Annotated in this window: 21 protein-coding genes; 10 read left to right on the top strand and 11 right to left on the bottom strand. The window is 63.0% G+C overall.

Annotated features, from left to right (window positions below; translation table 11 throughout):
* The first annotated feature begins 172 nt into the window (after positions 1 to 172).
* Complete coding sequence (locus D906_RS19585) at positions 173 to 1096, top strand: LysR family transcriptional regulator (protein WP_012270171.1); 924 nt, start codon at positions 173 to 175, stop codon at positions 1094 to 1096.
* 279 nt (positions 1097 to 1375) lie between these two features.
* Here D906_RS19585 and D906_RS19590 read toward each other — a convergent pair whose 3' ends face one another.
* From D906_RS19590 to bioB, 9 genes are all read right to left on the bottom strand, one after another.
* Complete coding sequence (locus D906_RS19590) at positions 1376 to 3154, bottom strand: acyl-CoA dehydrogenase C-terminal domain-containing protein (RefSeq protein WP_019097155.1); 1779 nt, start codon at positions 3152 to 3154, stop codon at positions 1376 to 1378.
* A 124-nt stretch (positions 3155 to 3278) separates the two neighbouring features.
* Positions 3279 to 4562 (bottom strand): diguanylate cyclase, encoded by a 1284-nt coding sequence (locus tag D906_RS19595; protein ID WP_019097156.1) that lies wholly within the window; start codon positions 4560 to 4562, stop codon positions 3279 to 3281.
* A gap of 157 nt (positions 4563 to 4719) precedes the next feature.
* Positions 4720 to 6525, bottom strand: a complete 1806-nt coding sequence (locus tag D906_RS19600) for a phenylacyl-CoA dehydrogenase (protein ID WP_019097157.1) — start codon at positions 6523 to 6525, stop codon at positions 4720 to 4722.
* Between the two features lie 289 nt (positions 6526 to 6814).
* A complete protein-coding gene (locus tag D906_RS19605; RefSeq protein ID WP_019097158.1) occupies positions 6815 to 7111 on the bottom strand; it encodes a hypothetical protein in 297 nt (98 codons plus the stop codon).
* Positions 7112 to 7257: 146 nt separating this feature from the next.
* Positions 7258 to 7938 carry a dethiobiotin synthase gene (bioD, locus tag D906_RS19610; RefSeq protein WP_019097159.1) on the bottom strand — a complete coding sequence of 227 codons (681 nt, stop codon included), beginning with the start codon at positions 7936 to 7938 and terminating at the stop codon, positions 7258 to 7260.
* 10 nt (positions 7939 to 7948) lie between these two features.
* Positions 7949 to 8767 (bottom strand): malonyl-ACP O-methyltransferase BioC, encoded by an 819-nt coding sequence (gene bioC / locus D906_RS19615; protein WP_019097160.1) that lies wholly within the window; start codon positions 8765 to 8767, stop codon positions 7949 to 7951.
* Complete coding sequence (locus D906_RS19620; RefSeq protein ID WP_019097161.1) at positions 8760 to 9491, bottom strand: alpha/beta fold hydrolase; 732 nt, start codon at positions 9489 to 9491, stop codon at positions 8760 to 8762. Before D906_RS19620 ends, bioC begins: the two co-directional genes overlap by 8 nt.
* Positions 9484 to 10656, bottom strand: a complete 1173-nt coding sequence (bioF, locus tag D906_RS19625) for an 8-amino-7-oxononanoate synthase (RefSeq protein ID WP_025754041.1) — start codon at positions 10654 to 10656, stop codon at positions 9484 to 9486. Before bioF ends, D906_RS19620 begins: the two co-directional genes overlap by 8 nt.
* A 1-nt stretch (position 10657) precedes the next feature.
* On the bottom strand, positions 10658 to 11716 hold the full coding sequence (bioB, locus tag D906_RS19630; protein WP_016714563.1) for a biotin synthase BioB: 1059 nt from the start codon (positions 11714 to 11716) through the stop codon (positions 10658 to 10660).
* Between the two features lie 89 nt (positions 11717 to 11805).
* On the opposite strand from bioB, the gene D906_RS19635 reads away from it, so the two are divergent.
* The 4 genes from D906_RS19635 (at position 11806) to rarD (ending at position 15452) form a co-directional block, all read left to right on the top strand.
* Positions 11806 to 12537: a ComF family protein gene (locus D906_RS19635; RefSeq protein WP_025754042.1), complete on the top strand. Its 732-nt coding sequence runs from the start codon at positions 11806 to 11808 to the stop codon at positions 12535 to 12537.
* Between the two features lie 59 nt (positions 12538 to 12596).
* Positions 12597 to 13361, top strand: coding sequence for a TOBE domain-containing protein (locus D906_RS19640; protein ID WP_027615919.1), 765 nt, complete (start codon positions 12597 to 12599; stop codon positions 13359 to 13361).
* A gap of 164 nt (positions 13362 to 13525) precedes the next feature.
* A complete protein-coding gene (locus D906_RS19650; RefSeq protein WP_019097165.1) occupies positions 13526 to 14500 on the top strand; it encodes a serine/threonine protein kinase in 975 nt (324 codons plus the stop codon).
* 64 nt (positions 14501 to 14564) lie between these two features.
* Entirely contained in the window at positions 14565 to 15452 is an 888-nt protein-coding gene (gene rarD / locus D906_RS19655) for an EamA family transporter RarD (protein ID WP_016714559.1), read from the top strand.
* 231 nt (positions 15453 to 15683) lie between these two features.
* On the opposite strand, the gene D906_RS19660 is transcribed toward rarD, so the two are convergent.
* Positions 15684 to 16202: a glycine cleavage system protein R gene (locus D906_RS19660; protein WP_019097167.1), complete on the bottom strand. Its 519-nt coding sequence runs from the start codon at positions 16200 to 16202 to the stop codon at positions 15684 to 15686.
* A 449-nt stretch (positions 16203 to 16651) separates the two neighbouring features.
* Between D906_RS19660 and D906_RS19665 the strand changes: the two genes are divergently transcribed.
* Positions 16652 to 18829: a malate synthase G gene (locus D906_RS19665; protein ID WP_016714557.1), complete on the top strand. Its 2178-nt coding sequence runs from the start codon at positions 16652 to 16654 to the stop codon at positions 18827 to 18829.
* A 34-nt stretch (positions 18830 to 18863) separates the two neighbouring features.
* Here D906_RS19665 and D906_RS19670 read toward each other — a convergent pair whose 3' ends face one another.
* Positions 18864 to 19403: a response regulator gene (locus D906_RS19670; RefSeq protein ID WP_019097168.1), complete on the bottom strand. Its 540-nt coding sequence runs from the start codon at positions 19401 to 19403 to the stop codon at positions 18864 to 18866.
* Positions 19404 to 19519: 116 nt separating this feature from the next.
* Between D906_RS19670 and D906_RS19675 the strand changes: the two genes are divergently transcribed.
* From D906_RS19675 to D906_RS19690, 4 genes are all read left to right on the top strand, one after another.
* Positions 19520 to 21457, top strand: a complete 1938-nt coding sequence (locus D906_RS19675) for a DUF294 nucleotidyltransferase-like domain-containing protein (RefSeq protein ID WP_027615921.1) — start codon at positions 19520 to 19522, stop codon at positions 21455 to 21457.
* Complete coding sequence (locus tag D906_RS19680; protein WP_019097170.1) at positions 21454 to 22164, top strand: PolC-type DNA polymerase III; 711 nt, start codon at positions 21454 to 21456, stop codon at positions 22162 to 22164. The genes D906_RS19675 and D906_RS19680 overlap by 4 nt, the downstream gene beginning before the upstream one ends.
* 146 nt (positions 22165 to 22310) lie before the next feature.
* A complete protein-coding gene (locus D906_RS19685) occupies positions 22311 to 22829 on the top strand; it encodes an RNA polymerase sigma factor (protein WP_019097171.1) in 519 nt (172 codons plus the stop codon).
* Positions 22826 to 23782, top strand: coding sequence for a FecR domain-containing protein (locus D906_RS19690; RefSeq protein WP_025754046.1), 957 nt, complete (start codon positions 22826 to 22828; stop codon positions 23780 to 23782). Before D906_RS19685 ends, D906_RS19690 begins: the two co-directional genes overlap by 4 nt.
* The last annotated feature ends 17 nt before the right edge of the window (positions 23783 to 23799 follow it).

Consider the following 23799-nt stretch of genomic DNA (forward strand, 5'->3'; position numbering starts at 1 on the left):
GCGGTCTTGGTGCCGCCACTCGATATTTTGCCTTGCCTATCAAAAGTGTTTTTCATCCGGGGTAACAATCGAACGATTCATCGCTGTAACCCGTTGGAATACGGCGATAGACTAGGCTTCGCAAGGGTTTTCGACCATTTCGTTTTTCCAGCATTTTCGATAAGTGTTACTTATGGATTTCCGCCAACTGCGTTATTTCGTCGCGGTGTATGAAGAAGGCCACGTGGGCCGCGCTGCAGAACGCCTGTCGCTGTCCCAGCCGGCACTCTCCCAGCAGATCCGGCAACTGGAGCACAGCCTTGATTTGAGCCTGTTCGAGCGCAGCAACAAGCGCCTGTTGCCCACCTTGGCTGCCCATACCCTGTACAACCATGCCTTGCCCTTGCTTGACGGCCTACAGCGCGCCCACGAAGCCATGCGCAACTTCAAGGGCCAGTCGTTACGCACCCTGGCCATCGGCGTGCTGCAGACCGTGCGACCGAGCCTGGTGCCACAGCTGCTCGAACGGCTACGCAAGGCACAGCCGCACCTTGTCGTGCAGATCTACGAGTTGTCGGGGCTGGAGATCGAACGGCGCCTGCTCAACGGCAGCCTGGACATCGGCATCAGCTACCTGCCACCGCGCCAGCCCGGGTTGCATGGCCTGCTGCTGTATGAAGACGAGCTGCAGTTGGTCATCCCAGATACTCACCCGCTGAAGGATTTCAAGAAGGTGTCTATCCGCCAGGCTGCCGAATTGCCCATGCTGATGCTTGGCGAAGAATTCCAGATCCGTCAGATCTGGCAGGCGCAACTGGCCAGCCAGGGCCGTCGACCGCAGGTTCAGGCTGAGATGAACAACATGGCGGGTATTCTCGACAGCCTGGCGCACACGGCGCTGGCAACCATCCTGCCGGGGCGGGCCAAGGAGGCCGCCGAAGATGATCAGGGGCTGTTGTGGAAACCATTGAGCGAGCCACGGGTGCCGCTGAAGGTTGGCTTGGTGTTCCGCGATGCCCAGCGCCAGCAGGCCTCTGTGGAGCTACTGCGCACGCTGCTGGAAGAAGAGACGGACGCCCGCCTGTTGGGCGCATCACCGCTGGATGTGCTGGCCTGAAAAACACGCACACAAAGAAAACCCCGCCGAAGCGGGGTTTTCCAGACTGTTTCCCTGTGACATCCGTATCGCCCCGCCATCCTGGCAGGTGGTCCTTCGTCGTCTTCCTTGATCTGTCCTTTGCGCTTCCTGCGCAACGTCCATGGGGTAAAGATTAACCGTGGATCCAATCTGAGAACAGTGGTGAAAAGTCACCACGTCGTGTAGGAAAAAGCTTACAAAGGGGATTCATTCCCAGACATACCGAAAATCGGGGCCGCCGCGCGGCCCCTAAATACGTCAGAACTGCTCGGCATCCAGCAGGTACAGCGATTCACTGCCCGCCTTCACCGACGCCACCAGCGAATCCACCCTTGGCAGCAACCGCGCAAAGTAGAACCGCGCCGTACCCAGCTTGCCCAAGTAGAACGCCTCGTCGCCCTCACCCGCCTTGGCCGCCCGTGCCATCAGTGCCCACATATAGCCGTAGGCCACATAACCAAACGCATGCAGGTACTCGACCGAAGCCGCGCCGATTTCATTCGGGTTGCCCTTGGCCTTTTCCAGCACCCACTCAGTCAGCCCGTCGAGCTGGTCGAGGCTGGCCGCCAACGGCTTGGCAAATTCGTCCAGCTCGCCACCTGCGCTGGCAATGAACTGGCGGATCTCGTCGGAGAACAACCGGTAGTACGCGCCACCACTGGCCACCACCTTGCGCCCCATCAGGTCGAGGGCCTGGATGCCGTTGGTGCCTTCGTAGATCTGTGTGATGCGCACATCACGCACCAACTGCTCCTGCCCCCATTCGCGAATGTAGCCATGCCCGCCGAACACCTGCTGACCATGCACCGCGCACTCCAGCCCCAGGTCGGTGAGGAAGGCCTTGGCCACCGGCGTGAGCAGCGCCACCAGCTCTTCGCTGCGTTTGCGCACACTGGCATCTTCGCTGTACTTGGCACTGTCCAGTTGCATGGCTACGTAGGTGGAGAAGGCGCGGCCGCCCTCGATCAGCGCTTTCATGGTCAGCAGCATGCGGCGCACGTCCGGGTGGACGATGATCGGGTCGGCGGCCTTGTCCTTGGCCTGCGGGCCAGTAGGGGCACGGCTCTGCAGGCGGTCGCGGGCGTATTCCACGGCGTTCTGGTAGGAGCGCTCGGCCGAGGCCAGGCCCTGTATACCAACACCCAGGCGCTCGTAGTTCATCATGGTGAACATGGCCGCCAGGCCCTTGTTCGGCTCACCGACGATATAGCCGACTGCTTCGTCGAAGTTCATCACGCAGGTAGCCGAGGCCTGGATGCCCATCTTGTGTTCGATCGAACCGCAAGTGGCCGGGTTGCGTGCACCGAGGCTGCCATCTTCGTTGACGAGGAATTTGGGCACCAGGAACAGCGAAATACCTTTCGGCCCCGCCGGTGCGTCCGGCAGCTTGGCCAGCACCAGGTGGATGATGTTCTCGGTCAGGTCGTGCTCGCCACCGGTGATGAAGATCTTGGTGCCGCTGACCTTGTAGCTGCCATCGGCCTGGGGCTCGGCCTTGGTACGGATGATGCCCAGGTCGGTCCCGGCGTGCGGCTCGGTCAGGCACATGGAACCGGCCCATACGCCGGCATACATGTTCGGCAGGTACTTTTCCTTCAGCGCTTCGCTGGCGTGGGCGTTGATCGACAGGCAGGCACCGGCGGTCAGCATCGGGTACAAGCCAAAGGCCAGGCTGGAGGCGTTGACCATTTCCTCGACCTGGGCCGAGATGGCCTTGGGCATGCCCATGCCGCCGAACAGCGGGTCGCCACCCACGCCGACCCAACCGCCTTCGGCGTAGGTGTTGTAGGCCTCGATGAAACCGGCGGGGGTGCGCACAGCGCCGTTGTCCCAGTGGCAACCTTCTTCATCTGCGGCACGGCTGAGCGGCGCGATGGACTTGGCGGTGACCTTGCCGGCTTCCTCCAGCACGGCCAGAGCGGTGTCGGCATCGACAACGTCAGCCAGCCCGGGCAACTGCGCCCACTGCTCGGCCACGTTGAAGACTTCATTCAGTACGAAGCGCATGTCGCGCAGGGGCGCTTTATAGTCAGCCATGACAACCTCTCGCTAGTCGGGTCGGGGCGGTCTCGGGGAACCGCGACACAGGGGTTACTGGCAGTGTAACCGAACAACTTTTACGAGACATAGGGTCATCAATTGACCATACAGTATTGCATGGTCACGCGGTGCGTACGGCCCCTCGCTGCGATTGTTGCCCATGCACCATGACACAATTGCGTCCCGCGCCTTTGGCGCTGTACAGCGCCTGGTCGGCGGATTTCAGCACCGCTTCGGGGTTGCGATGATCGGCCTGGCGCTCGGCCACGCCGATACTGATGGTGACCGACACCGTGCCGCCACTGCTGCCCGCCCGGCGCTGGCGCCCGGCCGTATCGTCCTGCGGGCGGTTGTACTGATCGCGCAGGTGCATCACATAGTTGGCGATCACCTCACGCACCGCTTCCACGTGGGGCACGCACTCCTCGGCTGTCTTGCCCGCGAACACCAGGGCGAACTCCTCGCCGCCATATCGGTAGGCCCGGCCGCCGCCAGTCACCTTGGACAAACGGCTGGCCACCAGGCGCAACACCTGGTCACCCACGTCGTGGCCATGGGTATCGTTGAATTTCTTGAAGTGGTCCACGTCGGTCATGGCGATCACATAGTTGCGCCCCAGGCGCTGCATGCGCTCGTTCAGCGCGCGGCGCCCCGGCAGACCGGTCAGCTCGTCGCGGAAGGCCATCTGGTAGGCCTCGTGCGCTACCGCTGCGGCGATCATCAACATCACCTGGCTGCACATGATGTTAAGGGTGAACGGCAGGATGAACGTTTGCGGCAGCATCCAGAAAATGCCCAGCAGGCCGGTCAACTGCGCAGCATGCAGCGGCCTGGGGGCACGCAGGTATTGCACTACCAGCAGGATGAACACTACGAGGAACAGTGGGTAAACCATCTGGATCAGGCTCATCCACTGGCCATGCAAGGCTGGCCAGCGGATTTCCGCCAACCAGCTCAACAGGGCTTCGGGGTAACTTTGTTCGAGGGCCACCGCCACGCTGCCCACGGCAAACAGCACAGCGCCGCGGGCAACCAGGTCCTGCAGCAAGTGGGTACGTTCCTGCCAGGCGCCATACAAGCCGAACAGCGTGGGCAGCAACAGGCACACCAGGTGGAAGATTACCGCCGCGTCCTCGCGCACGCGGCCATGGTCACGGTAGAAGTCGGTCTGGGTGTCGAGCAGAAAGTAGGCGATGTACACCGTAAGCATCAGGAACAGCTCACGTTGCCGGCGATACACGGCGCAGTAGGCGCCGCCCAGCAGCAGAACCAAAGTAGGCAAGACATTGAACAGCGATGTGAAAAAGACGCTGAGGTCTCTCACATAGGCTGCGGCGAGCCCTGCCAGCAACAAGAACAGCGAAGGCAGGAAGTGGCTTGCGCGAACAGCATTAAGACGAAACAAGGGTAATCTCCAACCCGGCAGATCAATAGTGGCATTGTGCCCTTAGTTCATCGGCAGTGCACATGAACAGTTGAATTTGCCGTTGGGTCAATTGGCCCCAGATGCGAAAAACCCGCCTGCCGGTGAGGGCAGGCGGGTTCCGTGTACAGCGGTAGGATCAGTACGACAGGCCGAAGTTTTCTTCGTCCATCGCCATCAGGTTGTTGGCACCCGACAGCATGGTCGCCACATGGGTACGGGTGCGCGGCAGGATGCGCTGGAAGTAGAAACGCGCCGTTTGCAGCTTGGCGGTGTAGAACGCCTCTTCGCTGGTGCCGGCTGCCAGTTTTTCGGCCGCCAGGCGGGCGATGTCGGCCCAGAAGTAGGCCAGGCAGGCATAGCCGGAATACATCAGGTAATCGACCGAGGCCGCACCCACCTCTTCGCGGTCCTTCATGGCGGCCATGCCCACTTTCATGGTCAGCTCGCCCCACTCTTTGTTGATTGCCGCCAGCGGCTCGACGAACTCCTTGACCGCTTCGTTACCTTCCTGCGCCTGGCAGAACTTGTGCACGATCTTGGTGAAGCCCTTCAGTGCTTCGCCCTGGGTCATCAGCACTTTACGGCCGAGCAGGTCCAGCGCCTGAATGCCGGTGGTGCCTTCGTACAGCATCGAGATACGGCTGTCGCGTACGTTCTGCTCCATGCCCCACTCGGCGATAAAGCCGTGGCCGCCGTAGATCTGCACACCATGGTTGGCGGCCTCGAAGCCGACTTCGGTCATGAACGCCTTGGCAATCGGGGTCAGGAACGCCAGCAGGGCATCGGCCTTCTTGCGCTCTTCTTCGTCCTGGCTGTACTTGACGATGTCCACCTGCTTGGCCGTGAAGTACACCATCGCGCGGTTGCCTTCGGCGAAGGCCTTCATGGTCAGCAGCATGCGGCGCACGTCCGGGTGGACGATGATCGGGTCAGCAGCCTTGTCCGGCGCTTTCGGGCCAGTCAGGGAGCGCATCTGCAGGCGCTCACGGGCGTACTTCAGGCCACCCTGGAACGCCACTTCGGCGTGGGCCAGGCCTTGCAGCGCGGTACCCAGGCGAGCGGTATTCATGAAGGTGAACATGCAGTTCAGGCCTTTGTTCGCCGGGCCGATCAGGTAACCGGTGGCCGCATCGAAGTTCATCACGCAGGTAGCGTTACCGTGGATGCCCATCTTGTGTTCGATGGAGCCGCAGCTCACGCCGTTGCGCTCACCCACACCGCCCTCGGCGTTAGGCAGGAACTTCGGCACGATGAACAGCGAAATACCCTTGGTACCGGCCGGTGCGTCCGGCAGGCGGGCCAGGACGATATGGACGATGTTGTCGGCCATGTCGTGTTCACCGGCCGAAATGAAGATTTTGGTACCCGACACCTTATAGCTGCCGTCAGCCTGTGGCTCGGCCTTGGTGCGCAGCATGCCCAGGTCGGTGCCGCAGTGTGGCTCGGTCAGGCACATGGTGCCGGTCCACTCACCGGACACCAGCTTGGTCAGGTAAGTGTGCTGCTGCTCGGGGGTGCCGTGCGCAGAGATGGTGTTCATCGCACCATGGGACAGGCCTGGGTACATGCCCCACGACCAGTTCGAACCACCGACCATTTCACTCAGGGCCAGGCCCAGCGACTCTGGCAGGCCCTGGCCGCCGTGCTCGACGTCATGGGCCAGGCTCGGCCAGCCGCCTTCGACGAACTGTTCGTAGGCTGCCTTGAAGCCAGTCGGGGTCTTAACGCCCGATTCGCTCCAGGTGCAGCCTTCCTGGTCACCCACACGGTTCAGCGGCGAAAGCACCTGCTCACAGAACTTCGCGCCTTCTTCGAGGATCGCGTCGACCATGTCAGGCGTGGCGTCCTGGCAGCCCGGCAGGCTCTGATAGTGCGCCTCATAGCCAAGCAGCTCGTCGCGAACGAAGCGGATATCACGCAAGGGGGCTTTGTAATCAGGCATTGCGATGAACCTCTGAGTCAGTTCTGTGGGGTGACCAGCTCTTGGCGGCCGTCTTATCAAACAGTTGTTTGAAACTTACGTTTAGCACCGCGTTCTGTCAAGGATGGACTATGGTGCCATTTACGCCACGAAAAATGGCAAATACGCCAAACCTAGAGAAAACAATGCTCCTGTGGGAGCGGGCGTGCCCGCGAAAGCGTCCGATCAGGCCATTGAGGTGCCTGACCTGACGCTTTCGCGGGCACGCCCGCTCCCACAGGGGCTGGGTTAAATTCGAAGGGGCGAACTGTCAGGCGTAAGTGTCGATAATCCGGCCGAGCATTTCGTCGGATGCCTTGGCCACCTTTGCGCCAAGCCCGACTTCGGTTTTGCCCAAGGCCATCTGCACGGTGCTGGTGGCCAGGTCCATCTGCTGGCTGCGGTCGACCGCGCGCAAACGCTCAGCCTGGAAGTCGCTGGACTGGCTGGTGGCGGTACGTTCGGCGGTGGTGTTGGCGATCTGGCCGGCGGCCTGATCGACGCGGTTCTGGCCGGTCTGGATTGCGCTCAGGCCCGCGTAGTAGGCGGAGCTACCGGTGATTTCCATGTCAGGACTCCATTGACGCTGGATGACGAACAGGCTCAATTAAAGCAGGCCTGCCGTGAAAAGGCCCGTTTAAATCCCTAATGGCCTGGTGCCAGCTGATAGGCCTTGGGTATTCCTGCACGCCAAACCGTCAGGCCAGGAAGCCACTAATCCAGAAGATCCAGTTGCAGGTGTTCAGCCACCATATCGGCACTGGCCTGCTTGAGTTTGGGTACCCGCCCCAGGCAAGGCGCCGGCAGGCGCTCGGCCAGGCTGGCCAGGTTTTCTTCCAGCCGCGAAGTACGCGGCTCGATGATGTTCGCTACCCACCCGGCCAACTGCAGCCCGTCACGCTCAATCGCCTCGGCGCTGAGCAAGGCATGGCTGATACAACCCAAGCGAACGCCCACAACCAGTATCACTGGCAATTTAAGGGCAACGGCAAGGTCCGAAAGGTTCTCCAACCCCGACAACGGCACACGCCAGCCACCCGCACCTTCAACCAACGTGAAATCGGCATTTTGTTGCAGCACATTGCGCATCGCTGCCAACAGCGCCGGCACGGCCAGCGTCACCCCCGCCTCGCGCGCCGCGACATGCGGCGCAATCGCCGGCTCGAAGGCGAACGGGTTGACCTGCTCATACGGCAACTTGATCGTACTTTCATCGATCAGCGCCTGGGCATCACTGTTGCGCAACCCTTTCGGCGTCATCGTGCAGCCCGAGGCCACCGGCTTGGCGCCCAGCGTGCTCATGCCCTGCAACCGCGCCGCATGCAACAGCCCGGCGGCGATGGTGGTCTTGCCGACATCGGTATCGGTACCGGCGATGAAATAGGCCTGGCTCATCGTGCTCCCCTTACGCCTGTGGCTTGCGCAACACACCATAGACCACTTGATAGGTGGCTGGCAGCCCCGCAGGCTGGCGAAATGCCTCATAGGCGTGCAACAGGCCCTGCATGCGCGCCCGACCGGTAAGCCCGGAAGGTCGCCCGGGGTTCAGGTTGTGTGCCCCCAACGCCTTGAGTTCATGGGTCAGGCTTCGTACATCCGGGTAGTGCAGCACGTGCGGGCAACGCTGCAATTGAAGCTGTTCCAGCCCGCTGCCAGCACACAGGCGCTGATAATCCTCAAAACGGCGGAAGCGGTTCACATGCACCAGGCCATCCACTGCCTGCCAACTGGTTCGCAGCTCGTCGAGGGTGCCCACGCACAGGCTGCTGAAGGCCAGCACACCGCCGGGGCGCAGCACACGCGAGGCCTCTGCCAGCACGCTGGCGAACTGGCCGCACCACTGCACAGCCAGGCTGGAAAACACCAGGTCGACACTGCCGTCACGCAGCGGTAAACGCTCGGCATCACCTGCCACGTGATACTGCGCCCCACCCTGTTCATGACGGGCATGGCGCAGCATGCCTTCGGCGATATCCACCGCCACGCCGCTGGCCAGGGTAAAACGCTGCGCCAGGATACGGCTGAAATGGCCAGTGCCGCTGCCCAGGTCCAGCCAGCGCGACGGCTGCAGGCCAGTCGGCAACTGCTCCAGCAGGCTTAAACCTACAGCGCGCTGCAAGGCTGCCACGCTGTCGTAGCTGGCGGCAGCGCGGGAGAACGAAGCGGCCACCTGGCGCTTGTCGGGCAGCGCGCCGGGTAAAGTCGGACGGGAAAGGTCAGTCATCGCCACTCTCATGCAGAAAACTCTTGATGCCCGCCGCCAGCTCCTGCGGATACTCCAGCAGGAATGCGTGGGAACTGTCTTCGACCAGGCCCACTTCCACATCGGGCAACAACTCGCTCAACGCTTTTGCCGCCTCTGACGGCACCAGTGCATCGCTACCGGCAAACAGGTGCAACTGCGGGCCGGCATAGGCCTGCAGGGCTTCACGGGTATCAAGCCTGGCCAGCACTTCAAGGCCTGTGGCCAGGTACAGCGGGTCGGTATCCGGCACGCCGACACCCAGTTGCCGCAGCAACGTGCGCGGTTGCTGGGCGCCATCGCTGCACAGCGTGCGGAAGCGCTTGAGCGTGACCTGGGTATGGCTGCGGCAGCCATCGAGGAAGGTGCCGAAGGTGTCTTCGGCCATGCCATGGGGCCAGTCCGGGCGGGCCACGAAGCTGGGGTTGCTGGCCAAGGTCAGCAGGCCACAGCAATGGTCACCGCGCTTGTGTGCCAAGGCGCTGGCCAGCATGCCGCCGAGCGACCAGCCGCCCAGCCACACGTCGTTCGGCAGCTTGCGATCCAGGTGGTCGACCCAGGCCTGAACATCGCTGTCGGCCAGTTCCGGCAAGGGCATCAACTCCACCTGCAGGCGGGCGTCCTGGGCGCGCAGGCTGGCGGCCAGCGGCTCCAGTGAAGCAGTGCCCAGGCCCCAGCCGGGCAGCAGTACAAGGCGATTACGCATCGGCGTTCTCCAACTGTGGATAACACTCGGCCAATGCATTCAACAATAGCTGCACCTGCGCTTTGCTGTGCGCGGCGCTCAGGGTCACCCGCAGGCGCGCACTGCCTGCCGGCACGGTGGGTGGGCGTATGGCAGTCACCAGCAAGCCGCGCTCGCGCAGCATGCGCGACAGGCGCAGGGCCTGTGCGCTGTCGCCGATCACGATGGGCTGGATCGGCGTTGGGCTGTCCATCAGTTGCAGCCCGATCTGCTGCGCGCCTTCGCGGAACTGGCGAATCAACGCAGTCAGATGCTCACGCCGCCAGGTTTCGCGGCGCAGCAACTCCAGGCTCTTTAGCGTGGCACAGGCAAGTGCGGGTGGCTGGCTGGTGGTGTAGATGTAGGGGCGGGCGAATTGCACCAGCGCTTCGATCAGCTCTTCGCTGCCGGCAACAAAGGCACCGGCAGTACCGCAGGCCTTACCCAGCGTGCCGATCAGCACCGGCACGTCCTCCACGCCCAGGCCGAAGTGCTCGACGATACCGCCCCCCTGCGTACCCAAGGTACCCAGACCATGGGCATCGTCGACCATCAGCCAGGCACCACGCGCCCGGGCGACATCGGCCAGTGCCGGCAGTTCGGCCAGGTCGCCGTCCATGCTGAACACGCCATCGGTCACCACCAGGGTATTGCCGACGGCCTTGTCCAGGCGGCTGGCCAGGCTGGCCGGGTCGTTGTGCAGGTAGCGGTTGAAGCGGGCGCCACTGAGCAACCCGCCATCCAACAGGGACGCGTGATTCAAGCGGTCCTGCAGCACGGTATCGCCCTGCCCCACCAATGCGGTGATAGCACCCAGGTTGGCCATGTAGCCGGTGGAGAACAGCAGCGCACGCGGGCGCCCGGTCAGTTCGGCCAACGCCTCTTCAACCTGATGGTGCGGCGTGCTGTGGCCGACCACCAGGTGCGAAGCGCCGCCGCCCACACCCCAGCGCTTGGCGCCGGTCTGCCAGGCGGCGATCACTTCAGGGTGGTTGGCCAGGCCCAGGTAGTCATTGCTGCAGAAAGCCAGCAAGCGCTGGCCGTCGACCACCACTTCCGGCCCCTGCGGGCTTTCCAGCAGTGGCCGCTGCCGATACAGGTCTGCGGCGCGCCGTTCGGCCAGGCGCGCCGCCAGGTCGAAGGCCATGTCAGGCCGATGCAGCGTTGTAGAACATCTCGCTGCTGCGCTGTTCGACCAACGCCTGCTCGATGGCCGCCTGGTGCACTTCGTCGGCGTGCTCTTCACGCGCTTCGGGCTTGATACCCAGGCGCGCGAACAGTTGCATGTCCTTGTCGGCCTGCGGGTTGGCGGTGGTCAGCAGTTTTTCGCCGTAGAAGATCGAGTTGGCGCCAGCCATGAAAGCCAAGGCCTGCATCTGCTCGTTCATTTGCTCGCGGCCGGCGGACAGGCGCACGTGCGACTTGGGCATCAGCAAGCGGGCCACGGCCAGCATGCGGATGAAGTCGAACGGGTCCACATCCTCTTCCTCGGCCAGCGGCGTGCCGGCCACCTTGACCAGCATGTTGATCGGCACCGACTCCGGGTGCTCGGGCAGGTTGGCCAACTGGATCAGCAGGCCGGCGCGGTCGTCCAGCGACTCCCCCATGCCCAGGATGCCGCCAGAGCAGATCTTCATACCAGCATCTCGCACGTAGGCCAGGGTTTGCAGGCGCTCGCTGTAGGTGCGGGTGGTGATGATGCTGCCGTAGAACTCCGGCGAGGTGTCGAGGTTGTGGTTGTAGTAGTCCAGGCCCGCCTGGGCCAAGGCCACGGTTTGCTCCTGGTCGAGTTTGCCGAGGGTCATGCAGGTTTCCAGGCCCATGGCCTTCACACCTTTGACCATCTCCAGCACATAGGGCATGTCTTTGGCCGACGGGTGCTTCCACGCCGCGCCCATGCAGAAACGGGTGGAGCCGATGGCTTTGGCGCGCGCGGCCTCTTCCAGCACCTTCTGCACTTCCATCAGCTTCTGTTTTTCCAGCCCGGTGTTGTAGTGGCCGGACTGCGGACAATATTTGCAGTCTTCCGGGCAGGCGCCGGTCTTGATCGACAGCAGGGTCGAAACCTGCACGCGGTTCGGGTCGAAATGCGCGCGGTGCACGGTCTGCGCCTGGAACAACAGGTCATTGAACGGTTGCTGGAACAGCGCCTTGACCTCGGCCAGGGACCAGTCGTGACGTGTTGTTGCAGTTGTGCTGGCGCTCATCGGCGTTTCCTTGTTTAGGCTGTAGCTGGCGCCGGGACAGGAAAGCCCGCCAGCGCATCACGGATAGCTCGCATACTCATGGAAGGCCTATGAACTGTCAACCATACTGGAAAACACTGGTTTACAAATGCTCATTTATTAATCAATCGTGTTTGTTGTGTGATGAACCTGCCGAGCAGGCCTACCCCCTGTGTATTGCCTGCGAGCAGGAATTACCTTGGCTCGGTGATCATTGCCTGCGCTGCGCCCTGCCGCTGCCCATGGCGGGCCTGACCTGCGCTCAGTGCTGTCGCCGCCTGCCGGCCTTCGACCAGGTGTTTGCGCTTTGGCAATTCGGCTTTCCGGTCGATACGCTGGTCAGCCGCTTCAAGCACAACCGACAGTGGCCCTTGGGGCGGTTGATGGCTGAATTGCTGGGGCATGGGCTGCTGCACCGCTTTGCCGAAGGGTTAGCCCGCCCTGACCTGCTGTTGCCCGTTCCCTTGGCCAGGCGTCGACTGCGCGAACGAGGGTTCAACCAGGCGGGGATGCTTGGGCGTTGGTTGGCTTCGCAACTTGGACTGGTTTGCGACGAGCGGTTATTGGTGCGCACGCGCGAGACGCCTGCACAACAACAGCTGGACGCCAAGGCACGGCAGCGCAATTTACGTCAGGCGTTTGCGGTCACGGGCGATTTGACAGGCAAGCATGTCGCCATTGTCGATGATGTGGTAACCACCAGTGCCACCGTGCAGGCCATTGCCGAAGTGCTGCGCAAGGCCGGCGCGCAGCGTGTGGATGTGTATTGCCTGGCGCGCACGCCCAAGCCGGGGTATGCATGACACTGCACAGTCCTACACAATCCACCTTCAGGCCCTTCACCTACAACGACTCAATGCTCATGCCGATGCCTACTTTGCTTACCCAGCACATCGCCCGCCGCCCCCAGCGCATTGCGCTGCTGCAGCACATTGCCGAGCAAGGCTCGATAACCCGCGCCGCCAAGGCTGCGGGCATCAGCTACAAGGCAGCCTGGGATGCCATTGATGAGCTCAACAACCTGGCCAGCCAGCCCTTGGTGGAGCGCAGCACAGGTGGCCGTGGCGGTGGCGGTGCGCGTTTGTCGCCGGAAGGCGAGCGGGTGCTGCGCCTGTATCAGCGGCTGCAGGCCTTGCAGGCGCAAATCCTCGAGGCCGCCGAAGAGTCCAGCGACCTCGACCTGCTCGGCCGCCTGATGCTGCGCACCAGTGCACGCAACCAGCTGCAAGGCCAGGTCAGCGGCCTGCGCCGTGAAGGCCGGTATGACCGTGTCAGCCTGGCATTGGGCGGTGGGCTGGAAATTGATGCGCTGATCACGCACGACAGTACCGCGCGGCTGGAGTTGACACTGGGGGCGATGGTGGTGGCGCTGCTCAAGGCTGGGTGGGTGCGGTTGTTGGCGGAGGGGGAAGAGGTCGAAGCGGGCAGCAATTGCTTGAGCGCAACGGTGGAAGACGTGCTGAGCGAGGATGATGGGCCTGGTGAGGTCCGGCTGGCGCTGGGCAACGGGCAGACGCTGTGCGCCATTGCCGAGGCGGATTGGTTGGCCGGGCAATCGGTGGCAGCTGGTAGTTCGGTACGGGCGCAGTTTCATCCGTCCTATGTGCTGATCGGGGTTCCTGCATAGCCTGGCCGCGCTTCAGCGCGGTTCGCGGGTGAGCCCGCTCCCACAAAAACTGCGCCGCCTGAGGCATTTGCACAAAACCTGTGGGAGCGGCTATAGCCGCGAAGAGGCCGGCGCAGGCGGAACGCGCTACCATGGCCCCACGCTGCTTACCCTCCGGAGTCACCATGTCCCACCCCTTCGACACACTCACCCCCGACCTGGTCCTGGACGCCGTGGAAAGCATCGGCTTTCTCAGCGATGCACGGGTGCTGGCACTGAACAGCTACGAGAACCGCGTCTATCAGGTGGGCATCGAGGACGCGCAGCCGCTGATCGCCAAGTTCTACCGCCCAGGCCGCTGGAGCGATGCGGCCATCCTTGAAGAACACAGCTTCACCGCCGAGCTCGCCGACTGTGAAGTGCCGGTGGTTGCGCCGATGCAGCACGACGGCCGCACCTTGTTCGAGCACCAGGGCTTCCGCTTCACCCTGTTCCCTCGCCGCGGCGGCCACGCCCCGGAGCCGGGCAACCTCGACCAGCTCTACCGCCTTGGTCAGTTGCTCGGCCGGCTTCATGCGGTCGGTGCCACCCGCCCGTTCGAACATCGAGAAGCGCTGGCGGTGGACAACTTTGGCCACGCGTCACTGAACACGTTGCTGGAGGGCAACTTCGTACCGCGAGAGCTGCTGCCTGCCTACGAATCGGTTGCCCGAGACCTGCTCAAGCGGGTCGAAGATGCCTACGCACGCACCCCTCACAATGTGATCCGCCTGCATGGCGATCTGCACCCCGGCAACCTGATGCACCGCGACGACGTCTACCATGTGGTCGACCTGGACGACTGCCGCATGGGCCCGGCCGTCCAGGACCTGTGGATGATGCTGGCCGGCAGCCGCGAAGAGCGCCTGGGGCAGTTGGCCGAGCTGATCGACGGCTACAACGAGTTCCACGACTTCGACCCGCGCGAGCTTGCCCTGATCGAACCCCTGCGCGCCCTGCGCCAGCTGCATTACAGCGCCTGGCTGGCACGGCGTTGGGACGACCCGGCGTTCCCGCCAAGCTTTCCGTGGTTCGGCCAGCCCCGCTACTGGGGCGACCAGATTCTCGCCCTGCGCGAACAAATGGCGGCACTGGATGAAGCACCGCTGAAATTGTTCTAGAAGCACGCCCGCCTCTGTCTACAATAGGCGTCGCTTTATTTAGCTACCTAAGCAAGGATTCTGCATGCACGCCGCAAACCCGCGTCGCGGGTACCTACTGGGCCTCAGTGCCTACATCATCTGGGGCCTGTTCCCCCTGTACTTCAAGGCGATCCAGAGCGTCCCGGCGGTGGAGATCATTGTCCACCGGGTACTCTGGTCGGCATTGTTCGGCTCGCTGCTGCTACTGGTGTGGAAGCACCCCGGCTGGTGGCGCGAACTGCGTGACAACCCGCGCCGGCTGGGCATCCTGGCCCTGAGCGGTGCGCTGATCGCCGGTAACTGGCTGACGTACGTATGGTCGGTGAACAACGGCCGGATGCTCGAAGCCAGCCTGGGCTACTACATCAACCCGCTGATCAATGTGCTGTTGGGCATGCTGATTCTTGGCGAACGCCTGCGCCGCCTGCAGTGGCTGGCGGTGGGCATGGCCGCTGTGGGCGTGGCCCAGCAGGTGTGGCAAGTGGGTAGCCTGCCCTGGGTGTCGCTGGTGCTGGCGCTGAGCTTCGGCTTCTATGGGCTGATTCGCAAACAGGCGCCAGTGGCGGCATTGCCGGGCCTGGTAGTGGAAACCTGGATGCTGGTGCCGCTGGCCCTTGGCTGGCTGCTGCTGCACCCGGCGGCGATGAGTGCCCAAGCGGCGTTCTATACCAGCAGCGAGGCGCTGTGGCTGATGGCTGCCGGGCCGGTGACGCTGATACCGTTGGTGTGCTTCAACGCAGCGGCGCGGCACCTGCCGTATACCACGCTGGGCTTCCTGCAATACCTGGCACCCACGCTGGTGTTGCTGCAAGCAGTGCTGCTGTTCGATGAGCACCTGTCGTCGAGCAACCTGGTGGCGTTCATGTTCATCTGGGCAGGTTTGGCCATTTACAGCGTCGACGCCTGGTTAAGTTTGCGCAAACGCAGCTGATCAAAAAACGATCAAATCTCTGCAGGCCAGGTGATGCGTGGCCTGCAGAGACATCTCCAAAGGTTATCCACACCCTCGTCCCCGTGCTTTGTGCACAAGGTGCTGATTTTTGGGTGTTTTTTGATCAAAGCTGTGCAAGGCACGCGCGGCCTGGGCTGGAGAGGGGAACCCCCAGGTTATCCACAGGGCCTTCCCCGTGATATCGGGATAACCGCAAGGGCCAGTCTCGAATCAATCCTCGGCCCGCAAGTGCAGTTCCACCATCAAGTCATCCGCCAGGCTCTCCAGCTTGTGCTGCAGCACATCCAGCGGCAAGGTCAACGGCAGCGCCAGCAGCGCATCGGCATGAAACAGCGGCTCGCTGCTCATCGGTGCAGGCCGCACCTCTGTGGAAAACCGCTCGACGTTCACCTGCAACTCAGCCAGCAAACGAGTAATGTCGCGCACGATCCCTGGCCGGTCGTTACCCACCAGTTCCATGGCAATCGGTTTCCATGTGCAAGAAGGCTCAATCCCGCTCTCGGCAATCAGCACCCGAATGTCATACCTGACCAACCCCTGCAGCGACGCCACCAGCTCATCGTAGTTTTCAGCCGGCACCGCCACCCGCAGGATGCCGGCAAACTGCCCGGCCATACGCGACATGCGGCTTTCCAGCCAGTTGCCACTGTGGTCGGCGATGCATTGGGCAATACGTTCGACCTGGCCGGCCTTGTCAGGGGCAATTACCGTCAGTACAAGATGATCCACAAGCCCTTCCTCGTGTCGGACCGCGCCGGGCGGCAGAAAATCGGGGGATCGACTCAGTATAGGCAAGGCGCGGCAACCTGCCGCAGGGCAATCCGCACGACCAATCGTGTACTGTTTCAAGATTTATCTGGAACAATCCACCTGTTTTTTGCGAACATACCCACTCCCAGCGTGACCATACGCGACCAACGGGTCGCATAACGGCGCTTTTAGTCTGATTTTGCCCCGCCTACTGCTTCATGTAGTATCCCGTGGCGCGGACTACAAAACGTCGTTTGGATGTCTGCCAAGGCGCCTGTGAAAATACGCACACTGCCCGCCAGCCAGTCTGGAAGGCCGCACCCAGCCGCGTCCGGCGCAACCCGGGGGCATGCACTGGTGCCGTGTTTAGAGAAGCGCTACAGGCTTAATACAGAAGAGCGAAATAGCTGAGCAGAGTGAGGCAAGCAATGACTGGATACGTTCAAGTCGGTGGCCTTCAGGTCGCCAAGGTCCTGTACGACTTCGTGAACAACGAAGCCATCCCCGGGACCGGCATCGTCGCCGAGCAGTTCTGGGCGGGTGCAGAGAAGATCATCAATGACCTCGCTCCAAAGAACAAAGCCCTGCTCGCCAAGCGCGACGAGCTGCAAGCCAAGATCGACGCCTGGCACCAGGCACGCAAAGGCCAGGCCCACGACGCCGTAGCCTACAAAGCATTCCTCCAGGAAATCGGCTACCTGCTGCCACAAGCCGACGATTTCCAGGCCACCACCCAGAACGTGGACGAAGAAATCGCCCACATGGCTGGCCCACAGCTGGTCGTTCCGGTGATGAACGCCCGCTTCGCCCTCAACGCCGCCAACGCCCGTTGGGGTTCGCTGTACGACGCCCTGTACGGCACCGACGCCATCAGCGATGAAGGCGGCGCCGAAAAAGGCCAGGGTTACAACAAGGTTCGTGGCGACAAGGTCATCGCCTTTGCCCGCGCCTTCCTCGACGAAGCCGCGCCGCTGGCCGCCGGCTCGCACGTCGACTCCACCGGCTACCGCATCGAAGGCGGCAAACTGGTTGTGGCCCTCAAAGGCGGCAGCAACAGCGGCCTGCGTGATGACGCGCAACTGATCGGCTTCCACGGCGATGCCGCCGCGCCGACTGCCGTGCTGCTCAAGCACAACGGCCTGCACTTCGAAATCCAGGTCGATGCCAGCACCCCGGTTGGCAGCACCGACGCTGCGGGTGTGAAAGACATCCTGATGGAATCGGCACTGACCACCATCATGGACTGCGAAGACTCGGTTGCCGCCGTCGATGCCGACGACAAGGTGATCGTCTACCGCAACTGGCTGGGCCTGATGAAAGGCGACCTGGCCGAAAGCGTGAGCAAGGGTGGCAAAACCTTCACCCGCACCATGAACCCGGACCGCGAGTACGCCGCACCAAACGGCGGCAGCGTGACCCTGCATGGCCGTTCGCTGCTGTTCGTGCGTAACGTTGGCCACCTGATGACCAACCCGGCGATTCTCGATGCCCAAGGCAACGAAATTCCTGAAGGTATTCAGGACGGCCTGTTCACCAACCTGATCGCCCTGCACAACCTCAACGGCAACACCACCCGCAAGAACACCCGCAGCGGCAGCGTGTACATCGTGAAGCCGAAGATGCACGGGCCGGAAGAAGTGGCGTTCGCCGCCGAGATCTTCAGCCAGGTCGAAGACCTGCTGGGCATGCCGCGCAACACCGTCAAGGTCGGCATCATGGACGAAGAGCGCCGTACCACGGTCAACCTCAAGTCCTGCATCAAGGCAGCCGCCGAGCGCGTGGCGTTCATCAACACCGGTTTCCTCGACCGCACGGGCGATGAAATCCATACCTCGATGGAAGCCGGCGCCGTGGTGCGCAAGGGCGCCATGAAGAACGAGAAGTGGATCGGCGCCTACGAAAACAACAACGTCGACGTTGGCCTGGCCACCGGCCTGCAAGGCCGTGCGCAAATCGGCAAAGGCATGTGGGCCATGCCCGACCTGATGGCTGCCATGCTGGAGCAAAAAATCGCCCACCCGCTGGCCGGTGCCAACACCGCCTGGGTGCCGTCGCCGACTGCCGCCACCCTGCACGCCCTGCACTACCACAAGGTGGACGTACAGGCGCGCCAGCGTGAACTGGCTTCGCGCACCCCAGCGTCGGTAGACGACATCCTGGCAATCCCGCTGGCTGCCGATACCAACTGGTCTGCCGAAGAAATCCGCAACGAGCTGGACAACAACGCCCAGGGCATCCTCGGCTACGTGGTGCGCTGGATCGACCAGGGCGTGGGTTGCTCGAAGGTGCCGGACATCAACAACGTCGGCCTGATGGAAGACCGCGCCACCCTGCGTATTTCGGCCCAGTTGCTGGCCAACTGGCTGCGCCATGGCGTAGTCAGCCAGGAGCAAGTGCTGGAAAGCCTCAAGCGCATGGCCGTGGTGGTTGACCAGCAGAACGCCGGCGACGCCCTGTACCGCCCGATGGCGCCGAACTTCGACGACAACGTCGCGTTCCAGGCCGCTGTCGAGCTGGTGGTGGAAGGTGGCAAGCAGCCGAACGGCTACACCGAGCCGGTGCTGCACCGTCGTCGCCGTGAGTTCAAGGCGCGTAACGGGCTGTAAATCGTAAGGGGCCGCTTGGCGGCCCCTTTCCGTATCACTCTAGTTTCAGTTCTTTCTTCACTAGCTCCAGCAGCTTGCCCAGGTCCACCGGCTTGAGCAGGAAATCCACCACCCCCAGGTGCATCACGTCTACCGCCTCTTTCACATCGGTGTCGCCCGACACCACGATGATCGACAACGCCGCCCGCTCCGACTCGCGAATGGTCCGTATCAAGTCCAGGCCATCCTCAGGCTGCATGCGCAAATCCGTAATCATCAAGCTGATACGCTGCTGATAATGCAGGTATAGCCTGGCCTCCTCGGCCCCGTCCGCACCCACCGCATCAATCCCACGGCTTTTCAGGTAGAGGATCAATGCCTCCCTGTTCACCGCGTTGTCATCCACCACCAGCACCAATGGCCTGGGCGCCACAGGCGCACTCACCACGGCCAATGCCTCGCGCTCGGCGTCGCTCAGGATGTCGGTTTGCTCAGGCATGGTCATCTCGTCAAAAAAATTCCGCTTCAGCAGTAGGACCACTTTACTTGCGTAACCCGGTGCGCCTTTCGTCGGGTCTTTGACAGGAGTGCTCATAGACTTACGTCCAATGGGCACCACCCCGCCGCAAGCCGACCATGGAGGCAGAGAACAACAGGGCCGGCACCTATATATAGATATATATAGTTCGGCATAGCGATACGGTCAGTTTCATGAGCAAAAAGGACGCCTACAGCCAGGCGGGCAGGACGGCAGTGCTGCAGAACATCCAGGGCACCCTGCAGTTCCTGCAGCGCTTCCCGCCGTTCAACCAGATGGAGCACAGCCACCTGGCCTTCCTGGTGGAACAGTGCCAGCTGCGCTTCTATGCCAGCGGCGAAAGCATCGTCAAACCTGCCGACGGGCCGGTGGAGCACTTCTACATCGTCAAGCAGGGGCGAGTGGTTGGCGAGCGCCAGCACCTGGTCAAACCGGGCGTTGAGACCACCTTCGAAATTACCAGTGGCGAATGCTTCCCGCTGGCCGCACTGCTGGGCGAACGGGCGACCCGCACCGAGCACCTGGCCGGTGAAGACACCTTCTGCCTGCAGTTGAACAAAGCCGCGTTCATCCGCGTGTTCTCGATGTCTGAAGTGTTTCGGGATTTTGCCTTGCGTGGGGTCAGCAGCCTGCTCGACCAGGTCAACCAACAGGTTCGCCAGCGCGCGGTGGAAACCCTCGGGACCCAGTACTCACTGAACACCCCGCTGGGTGAGCTGGCCATGCGTCACCCGGTGGTGTGCAGCGCCGATACACCGTTGCGCGATGCCGTGCGGCTGATGCACGAACAGCAGGTCGGCAGCATCGTGGTGATCGACCTGCAGCGCTACCCTGTCGGCATCTTCACCCTGCGCGATCTGCGCCAGGTGGTGGCGTCGATGGATGCGGACCTGGGCGCCCCCATCGAGCGGCACATGACCGCCAAGCCTTTCTACCTCAGCCCCCAGGCCAGCGCCTTCGACGCGGCCATGGCCATGACCGAACGGCATATCGCCCACGTGTGCCTGGTGGAAAACCGACGCCTGTGCGGGGTGGTTTCCGAGCGTGACCTGTTCTCACTGCAACGGGTCGACCTGGTGCACCTGGCGCGTACCATCCGCCATGCACCTCGGCTGGACACCCTGGTTTCGCTGCGCGGTGAAATCAGCCAGCTGGTCGAGCGCATGCTCGCCCACGGCGCATCGTCCACGCAGATCACCCAGATCATCACCTTGCTCAACGACCACACCGTGTGCCGAGTGATCGAGCTGGCATTGGCCGAGCGCGGCGACCCGGGCGTGCCATTCAGTTGGCTGTGCTTCGGCAGCGAAGGGCGGCGCGAGCAGACCCTGCACACCGACCAGGACAACGGCATCCTCTTCGAGGCCGCCGACAGCGTCGAGGCCGACAGCATCCGTGCGCGCCTGCTGCCGCTGGCGCAGTACATCAACCAGTGCCTGGCACAGTGCGGCTTTACCCTGTGCAAGGGCAACATCATGGCCGGCAACCCTGAATTGTGCCTGTCGCGCAGCGAGTGGGCACGGCGCTTTGCCGGTTTTGTCCGCGAAGCCAGCCCGGAGAACCTGCTGGGCTCCAGCATCTATTTCGACCTGCGCGTGGTGTGGGGCGACGAGCAAGGCTGCGAGCAGTTGCGCCAGCGCCTGCTGGAGCAAATAGCCGACAACCGCCTCTTCCAGCGCATGCTGGCCGACAACGCCCTGCGCCAGCGCCCACCGGTAGGCCGCCTGCGCGAATTCGTGCTGACCCGCCAGGGCAACGACAAGGCCGCCACCCTCGACCTCAAGGTCCAGGGCCTGACGCCCTTCGTCGATGGCGCACGCTTGCTGGCCCTGGCCAATGGCATTGGCGCCTGCAATACCCTGGAGCGCCTGCGCCAACTGGTGGCCAATGGCGTGATCGAGCCACTGGACGGCGCTGCCTATGAAGAGGCTTATCACTTCATCCAGCAGACCCGCATGCAGCAGCATCAGCGCCAGACCCGCGACAACCTGCCGTACTCCAACCGGCTCGACCCGGACAGCCTCAACCACCTGGACCGGCGCATCCTGCGCGAGTCCCTGCGCCAGGCCCAACGCCTGCAAAGCAGCCTGGCCTTGCGGTATCAGCTATGAGCCTGTTTGCCTGGCTGCGCCCCAGCGCGCCCGAGCTGGACCACGCCATGCGTCAGCGCCTGGCCCGGCTGCCCAAGCCCGCACCGCTGGGTGTGTGCAGTTTACGTGAGCAGCGCTGGGTAGTGCTGGATCTGGAAACCAGCGGGCTTAACCCCAACCGTGATCAGGTGTTGTCGATCGGGGCGGTGGCTATCGAGGACGGTGCCATCGACTTTGCGCAACAGTTCGAACGTACCCTGCACAGGCCTTTGCAGAAAACCAACGCCAGCGTGCTGATTCACGGCCTGGGCCCTAGTGCCTTGGCCGCCGGTTGCGACCCGGCCGAGGCCTTGCTGGATTTGCTCGATTTCATTGGCAGCAGCCCGGTACTGGCGTTTCACGCGCCATTCGACCAACGCATGCTGGCGCGGGCGCTGAAGGAAAGCCTGGGTTACCGCTTGCAGTCACCGTTCCTCGATGTGGCCGAACTGGCGCCGATGCTTAACCCCGACACCGTGCTGCGCGAGGCCGGGCTGGATGACTGGGTCGCGCGGTTTGGCTTGCAGGTGGAAGAGCGCCACCATGCCAGTGCCGATGCTCAGGTTACGGCTGAACTGGCGCTGATTTTGTTCAGCCAGGCCCGGCGCCAGCAGCTGGACAGCCCTTTGCAGCTGGAGCAGCGGTTGCGTGGGTGGCGTAGGCGCAACGTGCACAGTCACGGTCTGTAGATTTGTATTGGCCTTGCCGGCGATTGGGCCATCAGCCTTTTCCATGATGGCAATCCGATAAGCGTCCATTGCACCCACCCCCTCCCCTCTGCAACAATCGCGAATAATTATCGTTAGTTAATGCATACGTTCCGGGGGGACGCTGCTTGTCTTCTGCACAGAGCCCACACGCCGATCTGGTCGGTGCGCTGTACCGCGACCATCGCGGCTGGCTGCTCGCCTGGCTGCAACGCAGCATGGCCTGCCGCCAACGTGCCGAAGACTTGAGCCAGGACACCTTCGTGCGCCTGCTCGGCCGCGAGCAGCTGGACACCCCCCGCGAACCCCGCGCTTTCCTCGCCGCCGTGGCCAAGGGGCTGATGTTCGACCACTTCCGCCGTGCGGCGCTGGAACAGGCCTACCTGGCCGAGCTGGCGCTGATCCCGGAAGCCGAACAGCCCTCGCCCGAAGTGCAGCACCTGATCCTCGAAGACCTCAAGGCCATCGACCGCCTGCTGGGCAAGCTGTCGAGCAAGGCCCGCGCGGCGTTCCTGCACAACCGTCTGGACGGTATGGGCCATGCGGAGATCGCCGAGCGCCTGGGCGTTTCGGTATCGCGGGTGCGCCAGTACATCGCCCAAGGCATGCGCCAGTGCTACGTGGCCCTGTACGGGGAGCCGACGTGAGCAACGCGCCGGTTTCGTCCCGGGTACTTGAAGCCGCCATCGCCTGGAAACTGAGCCTCGGCGACGCCAGCGGCACACCGGATGAACGCAACGAATTCACGCGATGGCATGCCGCCAGTGAAGAACACGCGCGGGCCTGGCGCCAGCTCGGCGCCATGGACCAACGGGTCAGTGCGGCAGCCGGCCCGGCACGCCAGGCCCTGCTGCAGTCGCGCGTCAGCATGCGGCGCCGAATCGGCAAGGTTGGCGGCGGACTGGCCGGGATGTTCCTGCTCGGTTCACTGCTGGCCTGGGTCGGCGCCCCGTCGCTGGCACCCAGCTACTGGCTGGCCGACCAGCGCACCGCGACTGGCGAGTTGCGTACCTTGCGCCTGCAAGACGGCACATTGCTGAGCCTGAACACCCACACCGCCGTGGATATCGACTACGCAGGCGAGCAACGGGTGATCGTGCTGCACCAAGGCGAAATTTCGGTCGAAACCGGCCACCAGGACCCGCGTCCGCTGCTGGTACGCACCGACGATGGTCGCCTGCGGCCACTGGGCACGCGCTTCCTGGTACGCCGCGAGGCCGACGGTACGCGCCTGGAAGTGCTGCAAGCCTCGGTTGCGGCCATGCCGCATAACAGTGGCGACGAGCAGGTGCTGCGTGAAGGCCAGCAAGTGTTGATGAACGCCAACGGCCTTGGCCAGATCGGCACGGTGCCCGCCGGTGCCGATGCCTGGACCCGGGGCATGCTGGTGGTCGACAACGTGCGCCTGGGCGACCTGCTGGCCGCGCTGGGCCAGTACCGCAGTGGCCACCTCGGGGTGGACGCCAAGGTCGCCGACCTGCGCGTGACCGGCAGCTTCCCACTGACCGACACCGACCTGGCGCTGGCATCACTGGTGCCGGCTTTGCCTGTGAAAATCGAGCGGCATACCCAGTGGTGGGTGAACGTGGTACCGAAGTAAGGCCGAAAGCCAAAAAT

This window comes from Pseudomonas sp. LAIL14HWK12:I1 (assembly GCF_003202095.1).
Taxonomy (GTDB): domain Bacteria; phylum Pseudomonadota; class Gammaproteobacteria; order Pseudomonadales; family Pseudomonadaceae; genus Aquipseudomonas; species Aquipseudomonas monteilii.